The organism is Halobacterium bonnevillei, from assembly GCF_009831555.1.
Taxonomy (GTDB): Archaea; Halobacteriota; Halobacteria; order Halobacteriales; family Halobacteriaceae; genus Halobacterium; species Halobacterium bonnevillei.
In genome coordinates this window covers 1-13,994 of sequence record NZ_WUUU01000075.1, presented here as the reverse complement: position 1 = coordinate 13,994, position 13,994 = coordinate 1, and the positions used below count along the sequence as shown (strand labels likewise).

Sequence of the window (13,994 nt, the reverse complement as noted above, 5' to 3'; positions counted from 1 at the left end):
CCGGCGAGTTCGGCGGTGGCGTGGCGCGCCCTCGTCGCGCAGGGCGGCGGTATCTCCGTCGACCCAGACGACGTGGCGGCGTACCTCCGCGAATCGTAGCCGGCCGGTGACTCCCGACCGGGCTGCGAGGCGGCCGCGTCCCGGGAGCCGGGAATCGGACAGCTTTTTTCAGGCGTCGCGCGAAGGGCGCGTATGGACCTCTCCGCCGAGCAGCGCCACGTCAGGGATGCCGTCCGGGAGTTCGCCGTCGAGGAGATCCGTCCGACGGCCGCCGAGTCCGACCGCGAGCAGTCGTTCCCGGAGGCCGTCTGGGACGGCCTCGCCGAGATGGAGATGACGGCGATGACCGTCCCCGAGGCCTACGGCGGCCTCGACGTGGACAGCGTGACGTACAGCGTTGTCAACGAGGAAGTCGCGTACGGCGCCTTGTCCGTGGCGACGGCGCTGTCAGTGCACTGCCTGGCGACCTCCTGCATCGCGGAGTTCGGCAGCGACGCCGTCAAGGACGAGTGGCTGCCCGAGATGGCCGACGGCCGGCCCGTCGGCGCGTTCGCGCTCTCCGAACCCGAGGCCGGGTCGAACCCAGCACAGATGTCCACCGAGGCGACCGGGGACGGCGACGAGTACGTCCTGAACGGGAAAAAGCAGTGGATCACGAACGGCCAGCGGTCGGACGTCGCCATCGTGTTCGCGAAGGTCGACGGCGACGACGACAAGATCACGCAGTTCCTCGTCCCGAAGGACGCCGAGGGCGTCGAGGTCGGAAAGAAGGAGGACAAACTCGGGTTGCGCGCCAGCGACACCACGTCGCTGCTGTTCGACGACTGCCGGATTCCCGCCGACTACCGCCTCACGGAGGAGGGCCGCGGAATGTCCGCGGCGCTGCACATCCTGACCGGGGGCCGCATCGGCATCGCGTCGCAGGCCGTCGGCCTCGCGCAGGCAGGCCTCGACGCGGCCGTCGAGTACGCCCACGAGCGCGAGCAGTTCGACAGACCCATCTCGCAGATCCAGACCATCCGGCACAAGCTCGCGGACATGGAGACGCAGACGCAGGCCGCACGCCTGCTCGCGCGGGAGGCCGCGCGGAAGGCCGACGCGGGCGAGGACCACCGCCAGGCGGCCGCGAAGGCGAAGTACTTCGCCAGCGAGGCGGCCGTCGACGTCACCAGCGAGGCCGTCCAGGTGCACGGCGGCTACGGGTACACGACGGACTTCGACGTCGAGCGCTTCTACAGGGACTCGAAGATCACGACCATCTACGAGGGGACCTCCGAGATCCAGAAGGAGATCATCGCGCGCGGCCTCCTCGACTGACGACCCGCGAGTCCGTTACGCGTCCGCTTCGTCCGCCTCGTCCGCGTCCGTCGCGTCGCCCGTTTCGTCCACGCGTTCCGCCGGACTCCCGGCGACGGTAGCGTCCGCGGGGACGTCGTTCGTGACAACCGACGCCGCGCCGATGGTCGCGTTCTCCCCGATGCGGATGTCGCCGATGAGCGTCGCGTTCGCGCCGATGGTCGCGTGGTCGTCCACCGTCGGATGGCGTTTCACGGGCCGCGGGTCGTTGCCCCCCAGCGTGACGCCGTGGTACATGTGGACGTCGTCGCCGATTTCGGCCGTCTCGCCGACGACGACGCCGGCGCCGTGGTCGATGGTGACGCGGCGGCCGACGTCCGCTCCCGGGTGGATTTCGACGCCCGTGAGCAACCGCGCGACCTGCGAGACCACGCGGCCCGCGAGCGGCCAGGCGCTGTACACCGGCGCGGCGAGAAACACGTGCGCCCAGACGGCGTGCAGGCCCGGGTAGCACAGCAGGACTTCGAGGAATGTTCTGGCCGCGGGGTCGCGGCGACGCATCGCGGCGACGTCCGCGCGAACGCGATTGAGCATGCCACCACATCGGACCGCCCCAACCAAAAGCGTCCTGACCGGAGCGGGGCCTGTCGCTACCGGGTCGGCCGGACGACATATCAGCGTGGCCCGCGTCAGCGTCCGCATGACGCAGACCGACTGGGACAGCGAGGCGGTCGAGCCAGTGTTACGCGTGCTCCACCAGGCGGGCATCGCCGTCAACGCGGCCGTCGTCGCTGCGAACCTCGGCGCGGTCGGCGCGGGCCGGCCGAGCACCGCCGAGGTGGCGGCGGCGCTCGCGGAACTCGAGGACGCGAACTACGTGCGGACGCTGGGCGACACCGACGATTACTACCTGATCACCGACCGCGGCAGCGGCCACGTCTCGAACGAACTGGACGCCGAGGGCTTCGGATTCGTCGACTGACCTCGTCGGCCTCCACTCACCGAAGTCCCTAACTCGGGGAAGCCGCAAGTGGGAGGCGTGAACGGCGACTACGACGCGGTGGTCTACGACCTCGACGGGACGCTGGTGCGACTCGCCGTGGACTGGCTTGACGTCGAGCGCGAGGTTGCAACGCGACTCCGGAACGCGGGCGTCGACCCCAGCGAGCACGACATGTGGGAGATGCTGGACGCCGCGGAGGCCGCGGGCGTCGGCGACGAGGTCCACGAACTCATCGCGGCTCACGAGCGCGACGGCGCGACCCGCGCCGAGCGGTTGCCGGGTGCAGACGAACTCGCGACGCTTGACGCACCGGCCGCGGTGCTGTCACTGAACTGCGAAGCGGCCTGCCGGACCGCACTGGAGCGCCACGACCTGCTGGACGACTTCCGGGTCGTGGCGGGCCGAGACACAGTGCCAGCGCGCAAGCCCGACCCGCGGGCGCTGACGTGGGTGCTGGACGAACTCGGCGTCGCACCCGCGGACGCGCTGTTCGTCGGGGATTCGGCGAGCGACGAGGTGACCGCGGACCGCGCGGGGACGGACTTCCGGTGGGCGTAGGCTAGCCGAAGTAGGGGGCGCGCTCGGAGCGCCGGAGCGCAGTCAGCAGAGCAATTCCGGCGGCGAGCGCGGCGAGGATAGACCCGATGACGGCGGGGGCACCGCCGGCGTCGTAGATGGTCGACGTCCCGGCGACCGCCCCCACGAGATTGAATATCGCCGAAAGCGAGGCGAGCGTGAGCACGAGGTACGCGAGGAAGTCCCGCAGGCGGAGCGGTGAACTGCGTGAGACGGCCAGGCCGGCGCCCAGGAAGCCGAACGAGAGGACGAACCCCATACCCCCAGGGGCGATGAAACTCATCAGCATCATTCCGAGGACCTGGAGAACGAGGCCGGCGAGGATAGCCTCCGACCAGGGTGTCTCTTCAGTCATCGAAGCAACATGATAAACGGATTCCACTTAAGCCCTCCCATCTGAATTACTGGAGCTTTGTTACGTCGACTGGCGCGCGTACCAGTACGTCGCGACGGCGGTGACGAACCAGACGATGGCGCCGACGCGCACGGCGAACGAGACGCGCGCCTCCCACGTGGGGAGCGTGTAGAACAGCGAGAGCGCGGCGACGACGGGCGCGCCGACGACGATGGTGACCACGAACGTCGTCTGCATCACCCACCCGTAGTCGACGCCCTCGGGGTCGGTCTCCTCCTGTAACTCCGGCACGTGCGCAGGGACGGCCGCTGCTGGCTTAACTTCCCCGTTGTCCGTCGCGATTCCGCGAAACGTCCCCGTTGTCCGTCGCGAATCCGCCCACGTTTAACACGCGTCCGCGGCGACGGTCCGACATGGCGACAGTTCGAAGCGTCCGCCGGGACGCCGGCGACGACCCGTTGACGATGCTCACCGCCTACGACGCCCCCACGGCCCGCGTCGTCGACGACGCCGGCGTGGACCTGATTCTCGTCGGTGACAGCATCGGGAACGCGAAACTCGGGTACGAGACGACGCTCCCCGTGACGCTCGACGAGATCGCGAGCGCGACCGCTGCGGTTGCGCGGGCGGCCGAAGACGCCGTCGTCGTCGCGGACGTGCCGTTCCTGAGTTACGGAGCCGACGAGGCCGACAGCGTCCAGAACTGCGGGCGCCTGCTCAAGGAGGCGGCCGCCGACGCCGTGAAGCTGGAGTGCGGCCCGCACACCGTGGACCTCACCGACCGCCTCACGGACCTCGGGATTCCCGTGATGGCGCACCTCGGCCTGACCCCTCAGCACGTCAATCAGCTCGGGGGCTTCCACCGCCAGGGCACCGACCAGGACGCCGCGGCGCGCATGCTCGAGCTCGCGCGAGAGCACGAGGCCGCCGGCGCGTTCAGTCTCGTCCTCGAACACGTCCCCGGGAACGTCGCCGCGGACATCACCGACGCGCTCGCCATCCCGACGATCGGCATCGGCGCCGGTCCCGACACGGACGGCCAGGTCCTCGTGGTCGACGACGTGCTGGGCCTCTCCGAGCAGAGCCCGCCGTTCTCGGAGCAGTTCGGGGACGTCCGGTCTGAGATGGAGCGCGCCGTCGACGGCTACGTGGACGCCGTCGAATCCGGCGACTTCCCCGCCGACGAACACACGCACGTCGCAGAGGACGTCGACGAGCTCTACTGAAGGCCGTTCTCCTCGAGGAAGCGCCCGAGCGCGTCGTTGAACGCCTCCGGTGCTTCGAGCATCGAGAGGTGGGCGGCGGCGTCGACGGTCGTCCACGCCCCGTCTTGCACGTGTTCTGCGACGTACTCGTGGTAGTCTGGCGGCGTGAGACGGTCGAACTCGCCCGTGAGCGCGAACAGTGGGACGTCGATTCCGTCGAGGCGGTCGCGGACGTCGAAGCGGTGGCAGGACAGGAAGTCGCGTTCCACGACCTCGCGGCCCGCCTCCCGCATGGATTGCTCGGAGAACGCCAGTTCCTCGGCGCTCGGGTCGTGGAAGAGCATGTCGTCGCGGTGGAGGAACTCGACGGCGCGGTCGAACCCGCCGTCCTCGCCCGCCAGCCAGTCCCGGAGGTCGTCGAGCACGCCGAGTTTCGCGCCGGACCCGGCGAGCACGGCGGCGTCCACGCCGGCGTCGGTGTCGAGGAGCGTCCGGAGAACGAGAGCGCCACCGAGGCTGTTCCCGACGAGGACGCCCGCGTCGACTGCCTCGGCGACAGCCAGGACGTCCCGGACGTACGCATCCAGGGTCTCGGGCCCGGCGTCCGTGTCGACGTCGTCGCTGTCGCCGTGCCCGCTCAAGTCGAGCGCGGCGACCGGGCGGTCCCCGGAGAGTCGCGCTAGCTGGGACTTCCACACTGCGTGCGTGCCGCCGCTGCCGTGAATGCAGAGCAGGGGCGTCCCGTCGCCGCCGCGGTCCGTGACGCGGTAGGCCGTGGTGCGACCGTCGTGGGTGACCGTCTCCATGATTCCGGCGAGGGCCACCAGCGCCAAAACACCTACGGAGCTGTGAACCGCAATTCTACCTGTAGTCCAGCCACCCGACCCGTCCCCGGAAAATCTACGATAGCCTTATAAGTGTAGAAAGATTACTTCAGGTTAGTCAAATGAATCCAGAATCCCTCAGTGAGCAACTCGACGCGCCCGTTCGCCGGTTCGAATACGACGACGGTGAGACCGTTCTCGTCGCCGACTTCGGCGTCCAGGACGACGCAGTAACTGTCGACGTGCTCGACGACACCGTCATCCTCGTCTTCGAGACCGGCGACGAACCGGTCCAGCACGAACTCGACGTGCCGACCGGAGAGGTCGAGAAAGCGCTTATCAACAACGGCGTCGTCACTGTCGAGGTGGACCAATGAAACTCACGGTCAAGCCGCTGAAACAGAAGGACGCCGGCCGCGGGTTGGCCGCCATCGACCGCGCGGCGATGGACGAACTCGGCCTGGAGAACGGCGACTACGTCGTCATCAAGAGCGACCAGGGCCGAGCGGTCGCACGCGTCTGGCCCGGCTACCCCGAAGACGAGGGCGAAGGCGTCGTCCGAATCGACGGCCGCCTCCGCCAGCAGGCCGACGTCGGCATCGACGACGGCGTCACCGTCGAACCCGCCGACATCAAGCCGGCGACCGCAGTCACGGTCGCGCTGCCCCAGAACCTCCGCGTGCGCGGGGACATCACGCCGATGGTACGGGACCGCCTGAGCGGCCGCCCCGTCACGACCGGCCAGACCATCCCCATCTCGTTCGGCTTCGGCGGGATGAGCACGGTCTCCGGCCAGCAGATTCCCGTCAAGATCGCGGACACCGACCCCGACGGGACGGTCGTCGTGAGCAACGACACCGACATCCAGGTGTCCGAACAGCCCGCCGAGGAGATCGCTCCCGGCGCCGGCGAGGGCGAGGCCGCTGACGGCACGCCGAACGTCGCCTACGAGGACATCGGCGGCCTCGACCGCGAACTCGAGCAGGTCCGGGAGATGATCGAACTGCCGATGCGCCACCCGGAGCTGTTCCAGCAGCTCGGCATCGAACCGCCGAAGGGCGTCCTCCTGCACGGCCCGCCGGGCACCGGGAAGACGCTCATCGCGAAAGCGGTGGCGAACGAGATCGACGCCGACTTCCAGACCATCTCGGGCCCCGAGATCATGTCGAAGTACTACGGGGAGTCCGAGGAGAAGCTCCGCGAGGTCTTCGACGAGGCCGAGGAGAACGCGCCCGCCATCGTCTTCATCGACGAGATCGACTCCATCGCGCCGAAGCGCGGCGAGACCCAGGGCGACGTGGAGCGCCGCGTGGTCGCCCAGCTCCTGTCGCTGATGGACGGCCTCGAGGAGCGCGGCGACGTCACCGTCATCGCGGCGACGAACCGCGTTGACGCCATCGACCCGGCGCTGCGCCGCGGCGGCCGCTTCGACCGCGAGATCGAGATCGGCGTCCCCGACCAGGACGGCCGCAAGGAGATCCTGCAGGTGCACACGCGCGGGATGCCGCTGGCCGACGACGTCGACATCGACGAGTTCGCCGAGAGCACGCACGGGTTCGTCGGCGCCGACATCGAGAGCCTCGCGAAGGAGGGCGCGATGAACGCGCTGCGCCGCGTGCGCCCGGAGATCGACCTGGAGTCCGACGAGATCGACGCGGAACTCCTGGAGTCTATCCGCGTCACCGAGGACGACTTCAAGAGCGCGCTGAAGGGCATCGAGCCCTCGGCGCTCCGTGAAGTGTTCGTGGAAGTCCCCGACATCTCCTGGGACCAGGTCGGCGGCCTGGAGGACACCAAAGAGCGCCTCCGCGAGACCATCCAGTGGCCGCTGGACTACCCGGAGGTCTTCGAGTCGATGGACCTCGAGTCCGCGAAGGGCGTACTCCTGTACGGCCCGCCGGGCACCGGGAAGACGCTGATGGCGAAAGCCGTCGCGAACGAGGCGAACTCGAATTTCATCTCCGTGAAGGGGCCTGAACTCCTCAACAAGTACGTCGGGGAGTCCGAGAAGGGCGTCCGCGACGTCTTCAGCAAGGCCCGCGAGAACGCGCCGACGGTGGTGTTCTTCGACGAGATCGACTCCATCGCGGGCGAACGCGGCCGCGGCATGGGCGACTCCGGCGTCGGCGAACGCGTCGTCAGCCAGCTCCTCACGGAACTGGACGGGATCGAGAGCCTGGAGGACGTCGTCGTGGTCGCGACGACGAACCGCCCGGACCTCATCGACAGCGCACTGCTCCGGCCGGGCCGCCTAGACCGCCACGTCCACGTCCCGGTGCCGGACGAGGAGGCGCGTCGCGCCATCCTCGAGGTGCACACCCGCAACAAGCCGCTGGCCGACGACGTGGACCTCGACCACCTCGCCGGCGAGACGGAGAACTTCGTCGGCGCGGACATCGAGGCGCTCGTCCGCGAAGCCACGATGAACGCGACCCGCGAGTTCGTGAACTCCGTGGACCCCGAGGAGGCTGCTGACTCCGTCGAGAACGTCCGCATCACGGCCGACCACTTCGAGGACGCCCTCACCGACATCACGCCGAGCGTCGACGAGGAGGTCCGCGAGCAGTACGAGGAACTCGAGGACAAATTCGAGAAGGCGGCGACCCCCGAAGAGGAAGGGGAACACGTCCCCGGCGCGTTCCAGTAGTCCCCGCTCGACTGGGGAGACGCTCCGGCACGCCCAGTACGCCGGGCACAACATTTTCGTTGTCGGCGTCGTATGTTGGCTCGGTTACATGCGCGAAGCCGTCCTCGGCGTCAGCGACTCAGAACTCGACACCCTCGGTATCGGCGAACTCGTCGCGCTCGCGCGCGAGGCGGGCATCCAGGACTTCGAGACGGTCGCGTGCGAGGGCGACAGCGCGGTCGTCCAGGTGGAGGTCCAGCGAGCCATCGACGAGGCCCGCATCGACGCGCTCGACTACGTCAGGGACTACGAGCGCACCGAAACCAGCGACGGGACGGAGCGCTACGTGATTTCGTACGCGACGCCGAAGTTCGACGACGAGATGGCGGCCGTGGCAGCGGCACTCGTCGGTGACTGCGACCCCGACCTGCGGGACGACGGCGCTGCGCTCTCACTCGTCGGTCCTCAGGCCGCCATCCGCGACGCTGTCGGCGAATACGCGTCCGCGGGCGCCGACGTCGACCTGGAGAGACTCGGCGAGTACGAGGGCAACGACGACCCGCTCGGCGACCTCACCGACCGGCAACGCGAGGTCCTCGAGACGGCATTCGAAGCGGGGTACTACGAGGTCCCCCGGCAGGCGTCGACCGACGCCGTCGCAGCCGAACTCGACGTGGACAACTCGACGGTCGCCGAGCACCTCCAGCGCGCCGAACGCAACCTCCTCTCGCATCACCTCTCGGACTGACCGGCGCCCGGACCGCCCGGAGTGCGGCGAGAAACTCACGCCGCATTGCGTGCAGCTGGACCCTCAGTCCGTCCAGAGTGCCGCGGGAACCCCAGATCGCCAGGAGTGTCACTGGGAACCGACGGACGCCCGTGACTACCGGTCGGGGTTCGTGATGGCTGCGGCCGCCGCGATCGCCTCAGTCGGTGTCAGCGCCGTCGTCGCTGCGGTCGCCGTGCGTTCGTCCCACTCCTCGTAAGCCTCACGGGTCGGGAACGCGTTGACGTACGGGCAGAACGCGGCGTACCCGAACGCTCGGGTCACCTGCCCGGGGGGTGCCTCCCGGTCGACCCCGGCGTCGAGGCCGAACGAGACCACCGCCGTCTCCGGGTCAGTGGTCACGTCTTCGTCCGTCACCGCCATCGTGACGACGGCGTCCGTCACTGGCCCGCGACTGCGGACGTGAACGGGGCGCTCCGCGACCAGGAGCGGCAACAGCAGCGCGTCGAGCACGCACCTGAAGTACCTGGTCTCCCCCGCGACGCGGGCCTCGTGGCGGGACTCGTCGGTCAGGCAGAGGTGCTCGGCGCCGAACTCGAAGTCGTGGTCGTCGAGCACGCTGCGGGTCTCGTCGGCCCACTCGCCGAGCGTCTCGGGCGCTTCGGACAGCCCCAGAACCGTCTGGAAGCCGTTCGCGACCTCCGGCGGGAGTTCGCGGTCGAACTGTGCGTCGAACCGGTCGTCGATTTCGCGCATCGACAACACGTGGCAGGTACGGCCGGGTTGGCGTCGCTCCCAGTCCACGGGGTGGTTTTAAGAACAGGGACGCGGCCGGCGGGCTGGGAGCGGCTGGTGCGGACAGTCGCAGCGACGAGCCACGCAAACCGCGGCATCGACCGACCGGATGCCGCCGACCGTCACTCCAGTTTCTCGGCGGCGCCCTTCTCGACGAGCGGCTCGGCGTTCTCCGTGGGGAGCGTCACGACGTCGTCGGCCTCCAGCGTGTACTCGCGCTCGTCCATTCCGAAAATCTCGCCGACGTCGTCCGTCACGCGGACCATCGTGCGTTCGACGTCCGCCCCGCCGCCCGAGTGGTCCGCGCCGTCGCTGCCCGCCCCGTCCGAACCGGGCTCCGTCTGACCGCCATCCGTCGACCCGCCGCCATCGCCGCCTTCGCCCTTGAGGTCGGCGAGGTCGTTCGCGATCGTCTCCGTCGGGTCGTGGGCGCCCGCCGTCGGGTCGGAGCCGGAGTCCTCGCTGGGCCCGGTCGACCCACCCCGCGCCCCCGGATTCCGAGGCGGTGTCGGCGTCGTCGAGGCCGCCGCCCATCGCGGCAGCCGCGGACGCCTCCTCGGCGTCGGCGTTGGCGTCACCTGTTCCCGACGCGACGTCGTCGCCGCCAGCGGACTCTCCCAGCGCGCCGGTACTGGACTGTCCGGCCGCCGATTCCGCGCCGCCGGACTGAGCGTCCTGCGAGCCGCTCGAGAGGTCGCCCCCGCCGGCGGTCGCTTCTCCGGAGATGACGTCGAGCACGTGGTTCTTGTTCGACTCGATCCGGTCGACGAGGTCGCCGTACAGCGCGCGCTCTTCGTCCGTGAGGCCGTTCGCGTCGTCCGGCATCCCAGCCGCCGCCAGACTCGCCTGCTTGACGAGTTTCCCCATGCGGCGCTCGTAGATCGCTTCCGCGACCTGCTCGGCGGTCTCGATCTTGTCCGAGAGCTCCTGGACTTCCGGGTCGCCGAACGGGTCGTCGGCGGCTGCCGCCGCGGTCTCCCGGCGCTCCTTGAGGTCCGCGATGTACTCCGCGACGTCCGCGTAGAAGGAATCCCGCAGCTCCTGGAGGCCGTCGGTCGCGCGTTCGCGGGTCTGGGCCGCGCGCAAGTCCTCTAAGTTCATTGTTTGGCCTTCTCGGCGGCGCCGCGGGCCATCAGGAAGACGCCCGCGTACTCTGGTACCGACACGACACCCGGTCGCACTGTAAGCGTTTCCCCGAGCAACTCGAGGGTGCGTTCCGCCTGGACGTCGACGGTGATGTCGTGGCCGACGAACGTCTCCGGGATGGCGTCCACGAGCGGGTCGAAGTCGTCCAGTTCCGCCCGGCTCAGTCGCTGCACCCGGAAGCCGCTGCCGCCGTGCAGCGTCCCAGGCAGCCGAATCAGGCGGTTCGTGTCCGTCGTCACCGGTTCGTCGATGGGCGCGTTCTCCGCCTCGACGGTCTTCTCGACGTACATGCGTGCGACCTTCAGGAACGCCGGGTGCACGTCCACGTTCCCGGCTTTCACCGCCGCCGTGTTGTTCGAGACGGCGTTGAAGATGGCGCGCGCGGACTTCTCGCCGATGCCCTCGAACCCAGAGAGGTACTCGACGGCGTCGTCCTCGCCGCGTTCGATCAGGCCGTCGGCGAACTCCCCGAGGCGCTCGGTGATCCGCCGCCCCCACCCGCCGTCAGCGGGTAGCACGCGCTTCGTCGTCGGATTCTTCAACCCGAGTCCCTCCACGGTCTCCTCGCGGACGAGCGTCTCCAACTCGAGTTCGTTCCCGCGCACGTAGTCCACGATCTCCCTGCGTTGCTCGCGCTCGAGTTCGTGCACGCCCTCGTCCCGGACGTGCACGTGGTAGCCGCGACCCCCCGAGAACGTCACCGTCAGGTCCTCGAACCCGAAGTCCCGCTCCAGGAAGTCCAGCAACCGGTAGAGCGCGTCCTTGCACTTCGCGAGCATCTCCGCGTACGTGTCCTCGCCCAACGTCACGCTCGGCAAGTGGTCGGCGTCCAGGTCGAACACCACGTCCGACCCGAGCCAGTCCTTCTGCTCCATGGTCGACGCCCCCGGGTTCTCGTAGAACCCCGCCGAGAAGTACACGTGCCGCGGCCGCTCGCGTTCGAGGAACGCCGACGTATTCCCGAGGTCCAGCGTGGACTTGTGCCGGACCATCGTCGTGTCCGGCCCCGACGTCCACGGGATGTACCCCCACTCGCGGTCGTCGGCGCGCGGCGGGAGCGTCACCTCCGAGCGGCGATAGAAGTCGCCGAACCGACCCCGGAGATACGCGCGGGTCCGTTCCTCCATAGCGAGGAAGTCGTAGGACGACCGGGGGTAAATGCGTGTCGTCTCTCGCGTCTCGTCGTCGCCCTGAGGCAGGCTGCGTCATCGACACTGCTTCGAACGCCCCGAGGCTGTGAACTCGGTGCTGTGCGGGACTGAAAGGGGCGGAAGCCTGCCAGCCACGCCGCCGCGGCATTCAGCGGTCGACGAGCGACCGCGAGCGGGCCGGGGCTATTGATACGCTACGGGACGTTTCCGTACAGTACCAGACCCTGGCAAAGCAGAACCGAACTATCGGCCGCGCAGCAACTCGGAGATGCGGTCGCGGATGCGGTCGCGGTCGCCGAGGCGGAGGTAGTACGCGCCTTCGCCGTCCTCGTAGTAGTTCGAGATTTCGCGTTCGACGTCGAAGCCGAGGTGTTCGTAGAACCTGACGGCGTTCTCGTTCGTCTGGCGGGCGTGACAGGACGCCTTCCCGGCGTCTTCGGCGACGGCGGCGACGAGGCGTTCGCCGTAGCCTTCGCCGCGATAGTTCGGGTCGACCGCGAGAAAGAGAATGTAGCCGTCCGAGCGCGCCGCAGCGAAGCCGACGAGTGTGTCGCCGTCCAGGAAACAGTAGACTGTCGAGCGCTGGTACGCGTTCGCGAAGAACCCCCGTCGCTGCTTGAGGAGGCCCTCTTCTTCGCGGATTCGCTCTTTCAGCTCCCAGGCGTCGTCGAGGTAGTCGTCGGCGCCCGGGGGGACCACTCGTTCGTCGACCGTGACACTCACTGAGAGGCAGTAGCACCGCAGTGAATATAATTCCACCGTCGCCGGGCCCCGATTCACGGGACGACGCCGTAACCCTTTCACGCGTGGTCGGCGTCTCCGCGAACGATGGTCGACGCCAGCCCACGCCACAGGGACACGGTCCAGCAGGCGGGCGAATCCGCGTACAAACGGCTCCGGGAGGCCGCACTCACCGGCGTCGCGGTAGTCGTTCCCGTGCTCGTGACGCTGTACGTTCTCAGCGTCGCTGTCGGCGTGGTCGACGACTTGCTCGAACCGCTCGTGCAGGTGTTGAACGGCCTCGGTCTGACGCCGAACGCCTCGGAGACTGTTGTGGACATCGCCGGCGTGGCCGCGGTGGTCGTACTCACTGTCGTCGTCGGGTTCGCCGCGTCCTTCCGGTCGGGCGAGCGCGTGCTGGCGCAGTTCGACGCGGCGCTCGAACGGGTTCCCGGCGTCGGCGCGGTGTACAAGAGCTTCCGCCAGATGGGCGAGGTGATGGTGCGCAGCGAGGCCGACAACTTCCAGTCCGTGAAGCTGGTGGAGTTCCCCCACGAGGACGCGTACACGCTGGGGTTCCTGACGACGGAGACGCCGGCGGCGATCGAGTCTGCGGCGGACCACGACGAGATGGTGTCGCTGTTCCTGCCGCTCGCGCCGAATCCGGTGATGGGCGGTCACCTCACGCACGTGCCGGCAGACCGCGTACGCGACGTCGACATGACTGTCGAGGAGGGGATGCGGACGGTCGTCACGATGGGGGTCGCCATCTCGGCGACCGAGGTCGACGACGGGCTGTCGCGGGATCGCCTCGAACAGTTGACGGGCGAGGAACTCGCGAACGAGCGGCCGGCGGAGGACTCCGAATGACCTACGAACTCAAATCACACACGGCCGACGTCGCCGTCGAAGCGACCGCCGACAGCCTCGGCGGCGTGTTCGCGGCGTGCGCGGACGGCATGGCGGAGGCGATGACCGAGGAGTGGCCGGACGCGGGCGACCGGTTCTCGTTCGAGGAGCGCGCGAACGCCAGGGAGGCGTTGCTCTACGACTACCTCGACCGGCTCATCTACGAGCGCGACGTGCGCGGCGTCCTCCCCGTCGCGAACGACGCGACCGTGACCCGGGAGGGCGACGAGTGGGTAGTGCGGGGGAGCGCGCGCGGCGTGCCGCTTGCCGCGGTCCACGCCCGCGACCTGAAAGCCGTCACGTACTCGGAGATGGACCTCTCCGAGACCGACGGCGGCTGGCACGCGTACGTCGTCTTCGACGTCTGACGACGCCCCCGGGGTCGCTACGCCCCACGGCGGGCAGTCCATCACGGACGGCACGCCGATTGCCGGCGCGGACTTTTTGTCGTTCGCGGGAGGATTTTAGTACTATGCCACCAGGTGTCGGCGGCTCACCCGCGCACGTCAAGTACGTCGTCGACGGCGCCCCGTCCGTCCGGGCCGTCCAGTTCCTCGTCGACGTGCTCGAACATCCGCTCAACGCCGCGCTCGTCTTCGGCGGCGGACTCGCCGTCGTCGCCGCGATGCTGGGGTACCTCGCCTACCGCCCGGCGGCGGGC

18 protein-coding genes and 1 pseudogene are annotated in these 13,994 nt (G+C 68.9%); 11 read left to right on the top strand and 8 right to left on the bottom strand.

Annotated features, from left to right (window positions below; all coding sequences use genetic code 11):
• Nucleotides 1–192: 192 nt before the first annotated feature.
• Complete coding sequence (locus tag GRX66_RS10385) at nucleotides 193–1,317, top strand: acyl-CoA dehydrogenase family protein (RefSeq protein WP_159526492.1); 1,125 nt, start codon at nucleotides 193–195, stop codon at nucleotides 1,315–1,317.
• Between the two features lie 15 nt (nucleotides 1,318–1,332).
• On the opposite strand, the gene cysE is transcribed toward GRX66_RS10385, so the two are convergent.
• Nucleotides 1,333–1,890: a serine O-acetyltransferase gene (gene cysE, locus GRX66_RS10380; RefSeq protein WP_159526491.1), complete on the bottom strand. Its 558-nt coding sequence runs from the start codon at nucleotides 1,888–1,890 to the stop codon at nucleotides 1,333–1,335.
• A gap of 106 nt (nucleotides 1,891–1,996) precedes the next feature.
• On the opposite strand from cysE, the gene GRX66_RS10375 reads away from it, so the two are divergent.
• Nucleotides 1,997–2,278 carry a hypothetical protein gene (locus tag GRX66_RS10375; RefSeq protein ID WP_159526490.1) on the top strand — a complete coding sequence of 94 codons (282 nt, stop codon included), beginning with the start codon at nucleotides 1,997–1,999 and terminating at the stop codon, nucleotides 2,276–2,278.
• Between the two features lie 57 nt (nucleotides 2,279–2,335).
• On the top strand, nucleotides 2,336–2,857 hold the full coding sequence (locus GRX66_RS10370; RefSeq protein ID WP_325064060.1) for an HAD family hydrolase: 522 nt from the start codon (nucleotides 2,336–2,338) through the stop codon (nucleotides 2,855–2,857).
• Nucleotide 2,858: 1 nt separating this feature from the next.
• Here the strand turns inward: GRX66_RS10370 and GRX66_RS10365 are convergent, their stop codons facing one another.
• The gene (locus tag GRX66_RS10365; protein WP_159526489.1) at nucleotides 2,859–3,230 is read right to left on the bottom strand and encodes a hypothetical protein; all 372 of its coding nucleotides are present in this window, start codon (nucleotides 3,228–3,230) and stop codon (nucleotides 2,859–2,861) included.
• Nucleotides 3,231–3,290: 60 nt separating this feature from the next.
• Entirely contained in the window at nucleotides 3,291–3,521 is a 231-nt protein-coding gene (locus GRX66_RS10360; protein WP_159526488.1) for a DUF5822 domain-containing protein, read from the bottom strand.
• 122 nt (nucleotides 3,522–3,643) lie between these two features.
• Between GRX66_RS10360 and panB the strand changes: the two genes are divergently transcribed.
• Nucleotides 3,644–4,456, top strand: a complete 813-nt coding sequence (gene panB / locus GRX66_RS10355; RefSeq protein WP_159526487.1) for a 3-methyl-2-oxobutanoate hydroxymethyltransferase — start codon at nucleotides 3,644–3,646, stop codon at nucleotides 4,454–4,456.
• On the opposite strand, the gene GRX66_RS10350 is transcribed toward panB, so the two are convergent.
• Nucleotides 4,450–5,241 (bottom strand): alpha/beta fold hydrolase, encoded by a 792-nt coding sequence (locus GRX66_RS10350; RefSeq protein WP_159526486.1) that lies wholly within the window; start codon nucleotides 5,239–5,241, stop codon nucleotides 4,450–4,452. The two genes, panB and GRX66_RS10350, sit on opposite strands and share 7 nt — an antisense overlap.
• A 140-nt stretch (nucleotides 5,242–5,381) precedes the next feature.
• Between GRX66_RS10350 and GRX66_RS10345 the strand changes: the two genes are divergently transcribed.
• From GRX66_RS10345 to GRX66_RS10335, 3 genes are all read left to right on the top strand, one after another.
• On the top strand, nucleotides 5,382–5,636 hold the full coding sequence (locus GRX66_RS10345) for a DUF7127 family protein (RefSeq protein WP_159526485.1): 255 nt from the start codon (nucleotides 5,382–5,384) through the stop codon (nucleotides 5,634–5,636).
• Nucleotides 5,633–7,906 carry a CDC48 family AAA ATPase gene (locus tag GRX66_RS10340; protein ID WP_159526484.1) on the top strand — a complete coding sequence of 758 codons (2,274 nt, stop codon included), beginning with the start codon at nucleotides 5,633–5,635 and terminating at the stop codon, nucleotides 7,904–7,906. Before GRX66_RS10345 ends, GRX66_RS10340 begins: the two co-directional genes overlap by 4 nt.
• 88 nt (nucleotides 7,907–7,994) lie before the next feature.
• Nucleotides 7,995–8,633 carry a helix-turn-helix domain-containing protein gene (locus GRX66_RS10335; protein WP_159526483.1) on the top strand — a complete coding sequence of 213 codons (639 nt, stop codon included), beginning with the start codon at nucleotides 7,995–7,997 and terminating at the stop codon, nucleotides 8,631–8,633.
• 135 nt (nucleotides 8,634–8,768) lie between these two features.
• On the opposite strand, the gene merB is transcribed toward GRX66_RS10335, so the two are convergent.
• Entirely contained in the window at nucleotides 8,769–9,368 is a 600-nt protein-coding gene (gene merB / locus GRX66_RS10330) for an organomercurial lyase (RefSeq protein ID WP_159526482.1), read from the bottom strand.
• A gap of 161 nt (nucleotides 9,369–9,529) precedes the next feature.
• On the bottom strand, nucleotides 9,530–9,985 hold the full coding sequence (locus GRX66_RS19970) for a DNA replication complex subunit Gins51 (protein WP_233745454.1): 456 nt from the start codon (nucleotides 9,983–9,985) through the stop codon (nucleotides 9,530–9,532).
• 160 nt (nucleotides 9,986–10,145) lie between these two features.
• Between GRX66_RS19970 and GRX66_RS19965 the strand changes: the two genes are divergently transcribed.
• A complete protein-coding gene (locus tag GRX66_RS19965; RefSeq protein WP_233745452.1) occupies nucleotides 10,146–10,502 on the top strand; it encodes a hypothetical protein in 357 nt (118 codons plus the stop codon).
• Between the two features lie 2 nt (nucleotides 10,503–10,504).
• Here GRX66_RS19965 and priS read toward each other — a convergent pair whose 3' ends face one another.
• Entirely contained in the window at nucleotides 10,505–11,680 is a 1,176-nt protein-coding gene (gene priS / locus GRX66_RS10320; protein WP_159526481.1) for a DNA primase small subunit PriS, read from the bottom strand.
• Nucleotides 11,681–11,947: 267 nt separating this feature from the next.
• On the bottom strand, nucleotides 11,948–12,427 hold the full coding sequence (locus GRX66_RS10315; protein ID WP_325064058.1) for a GNAT family N-acetyltransferase: 480 nt from the start codon (nucleotides 12,425–12,427) through the stop codon (nucleotides 11,948–11,950).
• Nucleotides 12,428–12,532: 105 nt separating this feature from the next.
• On the opposite strand from GRX66_RS10315, the gene GRX66_RS10310 reads away from it, so the two are divergent.
• From GRX66_RS10310 to GRX66_RS10300, 3 genes and pseudogenes are all read left to right on the top strand, one after another.
• The gene (locus GRX66_RS10310; protein ID WP_159526480.1) at nucleotides 12,533–13,294 is read left to right on the top strand and encodes a DUF502 domain-containing protein; all 762 of its coding nucleotides are present in this window, start codon (nucleotides 12,533–12,535) and stop codon (nucleotides 13,292–13,294) included.
• On the top strand, nucleotides 13,291–13,701 hold the full coding sequence (locus GRX66_RS10305; protein ID WP_159526479.1) for an archease: 411 nt from the start codon (nucleotides 13,291–13,293) through the stop codon (nucleotides 13,699–13,701). Before GRX66_RS10310 ends, GRX66_RS10305 begins: the two co-directional genes overlap by 4 nt.
• Before the next feature lie 104 nt (nucleotides 13,702–13,805).
• Nucleotides 13,806–13,994, top strand: a pseudogene (locus GRX66_RS10300) (DoxX family protein); the annotation flags it as partial.